Genomic DNA, 12,448 nt, shown 5'->3' with positions numbered 1-12,448 from the left:
TGTTTGTTAAGGTGAGATTAGTTATTTAAGAAGGAGTTTCTACAGTGCTTTCAAAAGAAAAACTAGAAAATAATCAAGTACTTATTTATATCGGCACGTTAGTTATCTCTGTGGGCTTTGGACTGTTCGAATCTGATATGTCAAATAAGCTTGATGTAGCAATTTCGTTTGTCATTGGATTATTAATGTACAGTATGTTTTCACAAATTCCATTTATGTCTTTAAAAGAGGCACTATCTAACCGTCGCTTTATTGTAGCACTCTGTATCGTGAATTATGTAGCCGTACCGATCGTTGTGTGGGTATTATCATTATTTTTACCAGGCTATCCACCACTTTTATTAGGGGTATACCTTGTGCTGTTAACACCATGTATTGATTATGTAATAGTCTTTACAGCATTAGGGCGAGGCAATGAAAAAGCAATGCTCATTGCGACACCGGTTTTATTTATTACCCAGATGCTGCTGTTGCCAGTTTACTTATGGCTAATTATTGGGGAAGAAGCCGCAAAACTGATAGAAGTGACACCATTTGTTGAGGCATTTTTAGGGCTCATTGTGTTACCTTTAGGAATTGCGATTGGTGTGCAGTTATTCGCAAAGCAGGGGAAATTGGGGAATCGGATGCTGGAATTCTCAGCATGGCTACCTGTTCCGTTTATGGCCATTACACTGTTCGTTGTTGTGGCTTCACAAATCAATAAGCTAACTGGTTCCGCCGAATGGATTTTAAAAGTCATTCCGGTTTATATAGCCTTTATGGTTATTATGCCTTTCATCTCTAAATTAATTGGGAAGTGGATGAAACTCGATGTGAAAACAGGTCGTGCATTAATTTTTAGTGGTTCTACACGAAATTCACTTGTTGTATTGCCATTTGCGTTAGCACTACCAAGCGATGTAAGCACAATTGTTGCCGCAATTATTGTGACCCAAACGATTGTCGAGATAATAGGTGAGTTCCTATACATACGTTTGATTCCCAATGTTGTATTACGTGACCAATAAAGAATCCCCTTGAAAATGGCTTCAAGGGGATTCTTTTTTAACAGCAATTAGAAGTACTATTAGTATTTAAATCTAAACTACAGACACCGGTCTCAGGAAGGTCTAGCTCTACTTTACGAGCTCCTTCGAGATCACCTGTTAAGTAAGCGACAACTGAACGAACTTGCTCATAGCCAGTCGCCATTAAGAAGGTTGGCGCACGTCCGTAGCTTTTCATACCGACAATATAAAAGCCAGTTTCAGGATGACGTAATTCTAGTTCACCATGTGGACGAACCGTACCGCAGCTATGCTCGTTTGGATCAATCAGTGGTGCTAATGCTTCGACACTTTCAACAGCAGCATCAATCGATAATCGGATTTCTTTTAAGAACGAGAAGTCTGGACGGCTTCCTGTATTCGCAATGATTTCATCAAATGCAGGAAGTTGTTGTTCGCCAATCATGCCTTCGCCTTTAATGATAATACCAGCTGACGTCTGTGAAATTTCTTCGATATAAAATGGGGTAAAGACTTTTACTTTTCCTTCATCAACCAATGTATGAATACGACTCCCTAATTCACCTCGAGCAGCAAGGGCATCTTTTTCTTCACCGCCATAAGCATCTTCTACACGCTTTTTACGTAAAACCCATGTAATTTCAACATCTTCAAGCTTTTCCAATTCTAAAATCGTATTAATAGCTGAGTGTCCACCTCCAATAACGGCGATACGTTTACCTGTATAGCGTTCTTTTAGTGTTTCAATATTTGGAATACCGTAAAAGATCTTGTCAGTAAGCTTTTGTTCAGCTGATGTCCAAACATTATCTGCATGAACAGGATTCGGTGTTGCCCACGTCCCCGTTGCATCAATAACGGCACTGGCAAAAATGCGTTTTGTTTCACCGTTTTGTTCTGCATAAAGTACAAACGGCGCAGAGTCGCGACTGGCAGACTTCATTTTATCGTGATTTTTTTTACTAATACCTACAACTGTTGTATTAAACGAAATAAATGGTTGGATTTCAGGTAAATTTGCTAAGGGTTTTAAATACACTTCACGAATTTCTTGACCTGTTGGTAGGACGTCTTCCTCTGGCATAGTCCAACCAGATTTCAGCAGTAATTGTTTAGCAGCTTTATCAACGTTATATTGCCACGGTGAAAATAGACGAACGTGCTGCCAAGATTTAATATTTTCAGCAACCTCAGTACCCTTTTCAAGAATAATAAAAGCTTCACCAGCTAAAGATAGATGGGCAGCAGCAGCTAAACCCACTGGACCTGCTCCAAGAATAGCAACAGGGTACGCTTTATTTAATTCAAAAGGTGTTTCTTTAAGGGGTGACTCTTTTTGTGTTGCTTCCATAGGCCCACAGCAAGACGTAGCTGATTTAGGTGTTGGTGCACAACAGCTTGAAGCTTGTGATTTAATTGTTAATGGTATGTTCATTTTTAACATCCTCCTAAAATACTTGTATTTTGCAACTATAAAATAAATAAAAAAGCAAGAAGGTTCTTGCTTAGTAAATTGGGGTACAGCATACTGTCGATTTAGACATTGCTTCGTTTAGTAGTTGAATCGAACGAAGGACAGTTTCTTTTTCAAAGTCGTTCATATGAGAAAATACCTCTTCTAAATAGGCATTCATGGACTCATCTATCGTTGTTGCAACAAATTTCCCTTGTGTTGTTAATGATAAAATTGATACACGTTTATCTTGAAGAGAAGGTGTTTTTTTAACTAATTCCATTTTCACAAGTGTTTGAATTTGTCGGCTGAAAGTCGTAATATCCATTGCGAGTGTTTCAGCAATTTGTTGCATAGAAGGTATTTGCTGTTTATCTATTTCGTAAAGAATTTGACTTTGAATAGTAGATATTTCAAATGATCCAACATAGCAACAATTTTTGTTTAATAAGCCAAATCTTCGAGTTAGTATATGAAAAATTTCGCGTTTGTTTTCCATTCAATCACCTCTAAATAAATTAAAACAGAAATACTTGTAAAATGCAACTATCTGTTTTATTATTTTATTATTCAGTTTTTATGGAGGTTGATTTATGGCGATAAAAATTCGATTTGTTACAAGTGAAGATTGGCTAGACGTAAAAAGAATTTACGAAGCAGGAATAGATACAAAAATGGCTACATTCGAATCGAAGGCACCTGAATCCTATAATGAATGGTTTGGTGAAGCAAATCCAAATTGTTCATTTGTTGCAACTGAGGAAAATCAAATTTTAGGTTGGTGTAAATTATCTCCTGTTTCTAAAAGAAATGTGTATAAAGGAGTGGGGGAAGTAAGCATTTATATAGCATCTTATGCGAAGGGAAAGGGAATTGGGAATTTATTACTAAACCATTTAATTGTAGCTTCTGAAAAAGAGGGCTACTGGACACTGGAATCCAAAATCTTTAAAGAAAACGTAGCTAGTCTAAAACTCCATAAAAAGAATGGCTTTCGGATTGTGGGAATCCGCGAAAAGATTGCTCAACTAGATGGGGAGTGGAAAGACAATCTGTTATTGGAAAGAAGAAAAGCTTTTTAATAATGCTTTTTGGATGTTGTACAAAACTGCGTAGAATACGAAAAAGCATCTGTCGGTTTACCCAATAGATGCTTTTTTTATCATTTCTTTATTCTAGAGACTCAAGGTAACGATACAGCGTCGATTTACTAATACCTGTCTCATTTTTAATATCTAATAATGCGCTTTATTCCGAATTCAGTCATGTTAGGGTTCGTGAATGCTTTAGCTATTCTTATTTTTATGGCACAAGTACCACATTTTTTAGGGGAAGGGACAATGACGTATGTCTTCATAGCAATTACGCTACTAATCGTCTATATATTACCACGATTTTTTAAAGCCATTCCGGCCCCATTAATCGCCATCGTATTATTAACAGCTGTTACTTTTATGTTTAATGTGGAATTAAAAACAATTCGGGATTTGGGATCGATTACACAAAGCTTACCAAGTTTTTTCACTCCAGATGTACCGTTTAATTTAGAAACATTGTCTATTATTTTCCCATATGCACTTGCACTGGCATTAGTCGGCTTAATGGAATCATTGATGACGGCTCAAATTGTCGATGATATGACGAATACGAAGTCAGACAAAAATCAGGAAGCGCGTGGACAAGGGATTGCGAACTTAATTAACGGTTTCTTCGGTGGAATGGCTGGATGTGCAATGATTGGCCAATCGATTATTAACGTTAAATCAGGCGGACGAGGTCGTCTTTCTGCACTCGTTGCCGGGTTATTCCTGATGTTCTTAATTTTAGTACTTGGGAATGTAGTAATTGATATTCCCTTGCCTGTACTAGTAGGTAGCCGAGGCTTGAATTTATTACAAGAGATGGTGTTAGGTAGTGTCAGCCATAAAGTAATGAAGCGTGTTCATTGTCCAGCTTTAATTGTGAAATAGACTAGAGAAGAGAACTTGGGATCTGTCTATAATAACTGATTCCAAGTTCTTTTATAATTACAGAAGAAGGTGTTGTTATTATGAGCAAATTTATTACTCCTAAAATAGGGACACGGTCATAATATATATTATAGGAAGTTAAGTCTCGTTTCAAAAGTATACTTATAATAGTGAGACAAAACGCGTTTTTTAATGAAACAGCCATAACTTAACCGAACACGTTATATTATGGCTGTTTATTTACTTTTTCAGTTGAATCGTAACGCTTTTATATAACTGGATATAAATAAATTGTTCATCAGCAATAAACGCCAACGCGTTTTGTTTAGTTAATTGCTGTTCCAGACCCGGTATTAACGCAACCGGCATCTTTAATTGTGCTGGCTGTTTGAATTCGACATTTTTTCGGTTACTTGTCATTTGAATATGTAAACCTCTATTAATATATATATCTACAGTTAGTTGCTTATATTCGTCATCTACAGTCAATTCGATCCCGTCCGCGCTTTTAAACACAATTGGCTGGCATTCATCTTGCTGATCTATTGTCGCTACCCAGCTGTCCCCAAATGTATGTAACGGAACTTCCAAGCGGTTTTCAGCTGTTTCAGCTAATATTGTATCTTCGCTTACTGAAGCCGTTGAAATTAACTTCTGAATACTTTCAGTCGTTTCATCTGCATACAAGACTTCTAAAGTCGTATCAGATTCATAGATTCGTATAACTTGTTCCGCGCTTAGCTGAGTCAATTCCATAGTATCTGGATCCAATTGATACAAATAGCCATTATGAGAATCATTCATGAAAAATAACATTCCATTGATATAGAAACAAAATTGAATCTTAACAGCAAGTTTCTGTTTAGGTTGAAATGGAAACTTCGCAAAATTCATTTCATACAGATGACCATTTCCAGGATGTGCATAATATAAACTAGTATTGGCAAGACAGCCATCATATAAACGATGAATCGCTTCAAATTTTTTACTCGTACAGATTGGATAATGTTTTTCATTCCATTCATGATCAAGACGCATTTTCTCGTCCGCAACTAAAAAATAACGATAGCGAACTTCTTTACCGGGAATGGAACCAATATCATCCCAAGTAACGTCGACATGATACCAATGATCATCAATCTGCACCATATTCCAAGCATGCCCCTCTGTGCCCTCACCCGCCGCTTTTCCGATCACATAATAACAAGGAATCTCTAGAGCTTCCATCATCTTTTCAAAAAGAAGCGCGTAAGCCATACAAACACCGTGTTTTTCATTCATAAACGTATACACAGCAAATGGTGAACCTTCAGTATGCCGTTCATAGCTATACGTCCTTGCAATATAATCATGAACAATGAAAACCTTTTGCAACGTTGACATATCTGGAGCAATTCGATTTTTTAAGATGGTTTGAATTTCATCAACAATCCATTTTTCTTCCTGCCGCGCCATACGGTAACGCATCGTAAACTCCACTTTCACTCGATTTTTCGTTAATTGACGAAATTTATAGCTGCGTTTTTCACAATGTTGGGTGTAAAATGGCTGTTCCAGATGACACTGATCAAAAGCTTCCTTAATTAAAGAATCAATCGGCATTGGCAGCTGACCGTTAATATGCAGTGTAAACTGCCTGTCCATGCGCTCCATATGGGCAATAAGCGCCGGCAGCAACTGTTTTGCTGTAATGGTCGTCGTTTTAATAGAATTTCCTTGCCTTTTATACTGTTCATAGCTTTCAAAATACGTTTTCACAATATGTCGATACTCCTCTTATAACGCTTCCGTTTCATCTTCTTCAAATGAATTGAGCTTAACATAGATTTCAACCGTTTTCCCGTCCATTTCAATGACTTTCTCCAAATGCATCCCATTTTTTAATGCAATTCTTTTAGATCCTTCATTTCCTACTTGAATCGCTGAAATATACCGGTGCAGCCACATCTCTTCATCCGCATATTTCGCCAGCGCCTCAGCTGCTTCAAAGCCGTAGCCTTGTCCCCAATAAGCACGTTTAATCCAATACCCGAGCTCAATCTCAAAAGTATCGTCAATAACTTGTGCCACAAGCCCCGCATGTCCGATAAATTCACCTGTTTGACGATGAATCAGTTTATGTAACCCGTAATCCCCAAAATTTTCGTATTGTTCAAGCATTCGTTCGATTAAATGAACCGCATATGATTTATCTTTTATTAGTCCATTGCCAATAAATTTCATCATCAGTGGGTCCGAAACGAGGTCAAGCACAGTCGGTAGATCCTTTTCCGTATAGCGTTCAAAAGTTAACCGCTGCGTAGTTAAATTCAACATAATATCCCTCCAATTTGATAGTTTTTTGATGTATTATTTATAATATCTCGGGGTTTTTCTTATGCAGAGTCAAAATATTATTATTTCACTTCCATTTTATATAAATTACATGTTTTCACCCATATGTAAGAATTCCCTCACCTTAAATAAAAAAATTTCTCATTATTAGTATATCAGATTTTTACTAGCTATTTTGTGTTATAGTACAATGTGCTGAATAACTCAAATTCAGCTGAAATTACCGATATTTTAAGTTTCGAAATATAATATTGTGCTTTATGTAATTTAATTTCTAGCTAAAATATGTTTTTCATTACTTCCCTTTCCGTAAATAATAATTCTATACAAAATTCAAACAGACCCTCTCCAATTATATCTCCTTAAAACTTGATAATTCTGCTTCATTCGCATTTTTAAGATTCAAATTTTTCAGAAAAATTATTATTGCATTATATTGTATCCCCTCTTACAATGAGTACTATTAACGGATTCAAATAGTAATTTGCCGTTTAAAACAGAATAATTTTTCTTAAGGGGGAATTCCGTTGAGTCAATTAGGGAACAAAATCTCAGCGAAACGCGATGGCATTAACTTTGATAAAATCGATCGCATGGAAACATTCAATCAGTTTGTAAAGAAGAAAAACACATTTTTATTCGGAATAACTATAACATTTTTGACATTTTACATCTTACTGCCTGTGCTTGCATTCACATCTGTTTTACAACAGAAGGCAGTCGGCAGCATTACTTGGGTATGGGTCTACTCGCTTGCCCTTTTCATTATGACAATTGTTTTATGTACACTTTACGTAAAAATGGCAGCTAAATTCGATAAAGCGGCCGCTGCGGTTTTACAAGAATATGAAAAGGCAGGTGCATAGCGATGAATCTTGTTTCAGCTGGTTTCTTTATAGGGATCGTAGGGTTAACACTTATTGTTACATATATTGCTGCTAGAAGAACATCTTCTGCAAGTGATTTCTACACTGCTGGTGGTGGGTTAAAAGGTTGGCAAAACGGATTTGCCATTGCCGGTGACTACTTATCCGCAGCCGCATTCCTCGGCGTTTCGGGTGCGATTGCATTAACAGGCTTTGACGGGTTCTTCTTCTCTGTCGGATATGTCGTAGCCAATTTAGTTCTACTATATATAATAGCGGAACCGATGCGTAATTTAGGACGCTATACATTGGCAGATATGCTGACTGCGCGTTTTAATGAAAAACGAATTCGCGGTGTAGCAGCAACTGGTACGATCATTATCGTCATTTTATATATGATTGCCCAATTGGTTGGTGCCGGTGCACTAATTAAACTTTTATTCGGTATTGAGTATTGGATGGCTGTTTTAATCGTAGGAGTTATGATGACGACGTACGTACTGTTTGGTGGAATGACGGCAACAAGCTGGGTACAAATTATTAAAGCAGGCCTATTATTGTTCGGTACGACATTACTAGCGTTTTTAGTATTCTCGAAGTTTGATTTCAATTTGGTGAAAATGTTTGATACGGTCAGCACAAATTACGGGGACCAATATTTAGTGCCTGGAATGAAGTACACATCTACAATCGATTCGGTTTCGATGATGCTTGCGTTAGTGCTTGGTACATCGGGTTTACCACATATTCTAATGCGATTCTTTACAGTAAAAGATGCGAAGACGGCACGTGCATCGATTTCATGGACAACGTGGATTACAGCGATCTTCTTCTCGCTGACAATCTTCTTAGGCTTTGGTGCCATGCATTTCGTCGGATTTGAAAAAATCATCGCGGAAAATGCTGCGGGTAATACGGCTGCCCCACTGTTGGCTGAGTTTTTAGGCGGCAATATATTACTGTCATTCATTTGTGCGGTGGCATTTGCTACTATATTAGCGGTTGTATCCGGTTTAGTATTAACAGGTGCATCAGCCATTTCCCATGATATTTATGGTGAAATCCTGAAAGACGGTAAACTAACAGAAAAGCAACAAGTATTAGCTGCAAGAATCGGTTCAATTTCGATTGCAGTTGTTTCGATCCTTTTAGCACTGTTTGCGCAAAGCCTAAATGTTTCCTTCCTCGTATCGTTTGCATTTTGTATCGGAGCATCGGCAAACTTACCGGTTATCCTTTATACGATCTATTGGAAGAAATTCAATGCAAACGGCGCGGTTGCTGCAATGGTAACAGGCTTAGTTTCTTGTCTAGTATTAGGTGCACTTGGTCCGAACATTTGGAGTCCTACTGGAAATGCGATATTTGTAGGCGAACCAATCGTTAATTTAGCGGTACCTGCCATCATTACCATTCCTTTAAGCTTCTTTGCAGGTTACCTGGGCTCAATATTAACGGCGCATAAGGTGGAACAAGCAGAGGCAGAACGCGTTTATAAAGAAATCCGCGTTAAAGCACATACAGGTGTTTCTGTGCAGGATGTTTCCCATTAATTATGATAGGAAAATAAATTAGAACAAGAATTTTAAAATATAGAAAACTGTCTCGAAAATAGTTGCTATTTTTGAGCAGTTTTTTTATTTTTTATACCATTTTTTACATGAATATAACTTTTCGAATATACTGAATTTATTTTTTTGTAAAATAAATCATTTTTTAAATATTACTTTTCGTTATACAAATGAATAATATTTTCTTATCATATATTTTCTGCTTTTTTCCAAATTCACAGTGAATTTCACTCTCCAAACCCATGTGAAATCTACCTTTCCATTGAATATCCAAATTATAACATTTTAAATTTTTCCCGTTAATGTATTATTTTTTCTCTATTAAACTTATTTTTGCAAGAAATTTTTCTGCATAATTTATTCAAAAAGTGTTGCAATTTTGTTACAGCTAAAATAGAATGAAAATGTAAAATCCTAAAAGTAGAATTTTACGTACATTAAGCAGTAATAATTATCACAAAATGGGGGAATGTTTATGGGGAATAAGCAAAAGCCAATCATTGATTATGAGAGAATTGCATCACAGCAATCTTTCAGACAACTGGCGCGGAAAAAGAATTCATTTTTATGGACGGTTACCGCAATCTTTTTAATCCTTTACATGTTATTACCAATCTTAACTTCGTTTACAGAAATCTTACATCAAAAAGCGATTGGTGATATTACATGGGTATGGCTTTACTCAGCTGGATTGTTCGTAATGACTTGGGGCTTAGCTCACTTCTATGTATCACGTGCAAACAAGTACGATGCAGAAGCAAAAGAAATCATTGCGGAATATGAAGGAGGTCGAAGCAAATGAGTTTTACAGCGATATTCTTCTTCGTAGCAATTGTAGGTTTAACTTTAGTCATTACTTGGTGGGCTTCTAAACGTACATCGAGTGCAGCGGATTTCTACACAGCTGGCGGCGGATTAACAGGCTGGCAAAATGGTATGGCCATTGCCGGTGACTACTTATCGGCAGCATCTTTCCTGGGTATTGCAGGTTCGATTGCCTTATTCGGATTTGATGGCTTCTTCTTCTCGATCGGTTACCTAGTAGCCTACTTAGTAGTTTTATATATCGTAGCCGAGCCATTACGTAACTTAGGCCGATTCACTTTAGCCGATATGATTACAGCTCGTTTCGATAAAGCAAAAGTTCGTGGTACAGCAGCATTATCTACGATTACAATCGTATTGTTCTACATGATCGCTCAGCTTGTAGGTGCAGGTGCCCTTATTCAATTACTGTTAGGTATTGAATACTGGATGGCGGTACTTCTAGTTGGTGTCATGATGACAATTTATGTATTATTCGGTGGTATGACAGCAACATCTTGGGTACAGATCATTAAAGCAGCTCTATTAATGTTAGGTACTGTTATTATTTCATTCTTAGTATTAGCAAAATTCGACTTTTCTATTGCTCAAATGTTTACACAAATGACAACGGTAACAGAGCATGGCGAAGCTTACTTAAACCCAGGTTTACGTTATACAAACGGTATTGATACAATTTCAATGCTAATGGCGTTAGTACTTGGTACAGCGGGTCTTCCGCATATCCTGATGCGTTTCTTCACAGTAAAAGACGCACAAACAGCCCGTTCTTCAGTCATTTGGGCGACTTGGATTGTTGGTATTTTCTATGTATTAACAATTTTCCTAGGTTTCGGTGCTGCAGCATTCGTTGGTGCAGACAAAATCATCGCAGCAAACCCGGCTGGTAACATGGCCGCTCCACTATTGGCACAAGCGCTTGGTGGCGACATCCTGTTCTCATTCGTGTGTGCGGTAGCATTCGCGACAATCTTAGCAGTAGTAGCAGGTTTAGTACTTTCTGGAGCATCTGCCCTATCTCATGATATTTATGGTCAGATCATTAAAAAAGGTAAAGTTACGGAACAAGAAGCGGTTAAAGCAGCTCGTATCGGTTCAATCATTATCTCAGTTGTTTCGATTCTATTAGCTTTAGGTGCTCAAACATTAAACGTAGCATTCTTAGTATCGTTAGCATTCTGTATCGCGGCATCAGCGAACTTACCGGTAATCATCTACACAATTTACTGGAAACGCTTCAACACATCAGGTGCTGTTACAGCGATGTTAACAGGTTTAATCTCTGCATTAATCCTAGTTGCCGTTTCTCCAAACGTATGGAATCCGGTTGAAGGTAAAGCAATCTTTGTTGGTGAACCGTTAATTATGTTAACGAACCCTGCATTAATTTCTGTACCTCTTGGTTTCTTAGGTGGATTTATCGGTACAATGATTTCTAAGGAAAGAAATGATCTGAAATACCGCGAAGTTGAAGTAAAAGCGCAAACTGGTATTTCTGTACAAGACATTTCTCACTAATCATACTCTTCCTTACTTCGACGAGTTGAGGAAAAACAAATCAGCTTCTAACAATGTTAGAGGCTGATTTTTTATAACTTCCTTGTTATTATGAAATCTCCCCTATCCTATGTTGAGGAGTGAAGCGATGACGGTTGAACAACATATACGTGTATTCATTTGTGTTGTAGTGATGGGCTGTATTGTCGGCTTTGTACTAAACGGGAAAGAAATTGAGACGGACTCCCCTTATATCGATTACGTAAAAGCGCAGCAATGGCCTTTTAACGAAGCGTTGCACATTGCGGATGTATTTGATGGCCATTATGAATTGACCTACTGGGAGTACTTTACTGCGCGAAATGGCGAGCATGTCGTCCAGTTTACCGGAACGAATGCTGAACAGCAGGATATTTACCAGTTTATCGTCGAAAAAGATTACACAGGATTTCTAATCGGTGCGGTCAAACAAAATAATATCCTTTTGCCGCCTGAACAAAAATGGTCTTTTGTCAAAACGCTCACGAATAAAAAAGCGTCAAAATCCGGAGAATTTCTTGCCGGATTTTGACGCTTTTTCTTGGCTGTTTTTCTAGTAAAAACAGGAATATTCTCCTTAATATTTCATGGTACAATAGAAAAGCAGCATCCAGCTGACTCCTTTTGTAAAGGAGGTGTACTACTGTGTCTTATCCATCACGCAAAGAAAAGGCTAAGGCTGTTTCGGAAAAAAAGCGTAAGGAAAAACTCGCCATTTTTCGTTATGCGACAGATCTTTTTCGACTTGTCGATACCATTTATCGTTTTTTCCGAATGATGCTGTAAAAAATTTATTTTCACCACTTAGACTCGCCATCTAGGTGGTGTTTTTAATTTCCATCCAATGAGCAAATAAAAAAGCGATTGGGGGCCACCCAACCGC

At 37.6% G+C, this 12,448-nt stretch carries 14 protein-coding genes and 1 pseudogene; 10 read left to right on the top strand and 5 right to left on the bottom strand.

Annotated elements, in window-relative coordinates:
* The first annotated feature begins 44 nt into the window (after positions 1 to 44).
* Positions 45 to 1,010 carry an arsenic resistance protein gene (locus MKY71_RS08525; RefSeq protein WP_340732216.1) on the top strand — a complete coding sequence of 322 codons (966 nt, stop codon included), beginning with the start codon at positions 45 to 47 and terminating at the stop codon, positions 1,008 to 1,010.
* A gap of 37 nt (positions 1,011 to 1,047) precedes the next feature.
* On the opposite strand, the gene MKY71_RS08520 is transcribed toward MKY71_RS08525, so the two are convergent.
* Together MKY71_RS08520 and MKY71_RS08515 are read right to left on the bottom strand one after the other, a co-directional pair.
* Positions 1,048 to 2,445 (bottom strand): NAD(P)-binding domain-containing protein, encoded by a 1,398-nt coding sequence (locus tag MKY71_RS08520; protein WP_340732213.1) that lies wholly within the window; start codon positions 2,443 to 2,445, stop codon positions 1,048 to 1,050.
* Between the two features lie 70 nt (positions 2,446 to 2,515).
* Positions 2,516 to 2,962 (bottom strand): MarR family winged helix-turn-helix transcriptional regulator, encoded by a 447-nt coding sequence (locus MKY71_RS08515; RefSeq protein ID WP_340732212.1) that lies wholly within the window; start codon positions 2,960 to 2,962, stop codon positions 2,516 to 2,518.
* Positions 2,963 to 3,056: 94 nt separating this feature from the next.
* On the opposite strand from MKY71_RS08515, the gene MKY71_RS08510 reads away from it, so the two are divergent.
* Complete coding sequence (locus MKY71_RS08510; RefSeq protein WP_340732211.1) at positions 3,057 to 3,545, top strand: GNAT family N-acetyltransferase; 489 nt, start codon at positions 3,057 to 3,059, stop codon at positions 3,543 to 3,545.
* Positions 3,546 to 3,633: 88 nt separating this feature from the next.
* On the opposite strand, the gene MKY71_RS19965 is transcribed toward MKY71_RS08510, so the two are convergent.
* Complete coding sequence (locus MKY71_RS19965; protein ID WP_445265745.1) at positions 3,634 to 3,678, bottom strand: hypothetical protein; 45 nt, start codon at positions 3,676 to 3,678, stop codon at positions 3,634 to 3,636.
* Positions 3,679 to 3,701: 23 nt separating this feature from the next.
* Between MKY71_RS19965 and MKY71_RS08505 the strand changes: the two are divergent.
* Positions 3,702 to 4,337 (top strand): annotated as a pseudogene (locus MKY71_RS08505) (SulP family inorganic anion transporter); the annotation flags it as partial.
* Entirely contained in the window at positions 4,320 to 4,433 is a 114-nt protein-coding gene (locus MKY71_RS19960; RefSeq protein WP_445265744.1) for a universal stress protein, read from the top strand. The pseudogene MKY71_RS08505 and the gene MKY71_RS19960, both read left to right, overlap by 18 nt.
* Before the next feature lie 240 nt (positions 4,434 to 4,673).
* Here MKY71_RS19960 and MKY71_RS08500 read toward each other — a convergent pair whose 3' ends face one another.
* A complete protein-coding gene (locus tag MKY71_RS08500; RefSeq protein WP_340732210.1) occupies positions 4,674 to 6,191 on the bottom strand; it encodes a transglutaminase domain-containing protein in 1,518 nt (505 codons plus the stop codon).
* An 18-nt stretch (positions 6,192 to 6,209) separates the two neighbouring features.
* Entirely contained in the window at positions 6,210 to 6,749 is a 540-nt protein-coding gene (locus MKY71_RS08495; RefSeq protein WP_340732209.1) for a GNAT family N-acetyltransferase, read from the bottom strand.
* Positions 6,750 to 7,294: 545 nt separating this feature from the next.
* Here MKY71_RS08495 and MKY71_RS08490 point away from each other — a divergent pair.
* From MKY71_RS08490 to MKY71_RS08465, 6 genes are all read left to right on the top strand, one after another.
* Positions 7,295 to 7,633 carry a DUF485 domain-containing protein gene (locus MKY71_RS08490; RefSeq protein WP_339176424.1) on the top strand — a complete coding sequence of 113 codons (339 nt, stop codon included), beginning with the start codon at positions 7,295 to 7,297 and terminating at the stop codon, positions 7,631 to 7,633.
* A gap of 2 nt (positions 7,634 to 7,635) precedes the next feature.
* Complete coding sequence (locus MKY71_RS08485) at positions 7,636 to 9,186, top strand: solute symporter family protein (protein ID WP_340732208.1); 1,551 nt, start codon at positions 7,636 to 7,638, stop codon at positions 9,184 to 9,186.
* 493 nt (positions 9,187 to 9,679) lie between these two features.
* On the top strand, positions 9,680 to 10,006 hold the full coding sequence (locus MKY71_RS08480; RefSeq protein ID WP_340732207.1) for a DUF485 domain-containing protein: 327 nt from the start codon (positions 9,680 to 9,682) through the stop codon (positions 10,004 to 10,006).
* Positions 10,003 to 11,547, top strand: a complete 1,545-nt coding sequence (locus MKY71_RS08475; protein ID WP_340732206.1) for a solute symporter family protein — start codon at positions 10,003 to 10,005, stop codon at positions 11,545 to 11,547. The genes MKY71_RS08480 and MKY71_RS08475 overlap by 4 nt, the downstream gene beginning before the upstream one ends.
* A gap of 127 nt (positions 11,548 to 11,674) precedes the next feature.
* Positions 11,675 to 12,097, top strand: a complete 423-nt coding sequence (locus tag MKY71_RS08470) for a hypothetical protein (RefSeq protein WP_340732205.1) — start codon at positions 11,675 to 11,677, stop codon at positions 12,095 to 12,097.
* A 113-nt stretch (positions 12,098 to 12,210) separates the two neighbouring features.
* A complete protein-coding gene (locus MKY71_RS08465; RefSeq protein WP_339176419.1) occupies positions 12,211 to 12,351 on the top strand; it encodes a hypothetical protein in 141 nt (46 codons plus the stop codon).
* Positions 12,352 to 12,448: the final 97 nt, after the last annotated feature.

Origin of the sequence: Solibacillus sp. FSL W7-1324 (genome assembly GCF_038008025.1) — a bacterium.
Classification (GTDB): Bacteria; Bacillota; Bacilli; order Bacillales_A; family Planococcaceae; genus Solibacillus.
This window is presented reverse-complemented; position numbering and strand designations above follow the sequence as displayed.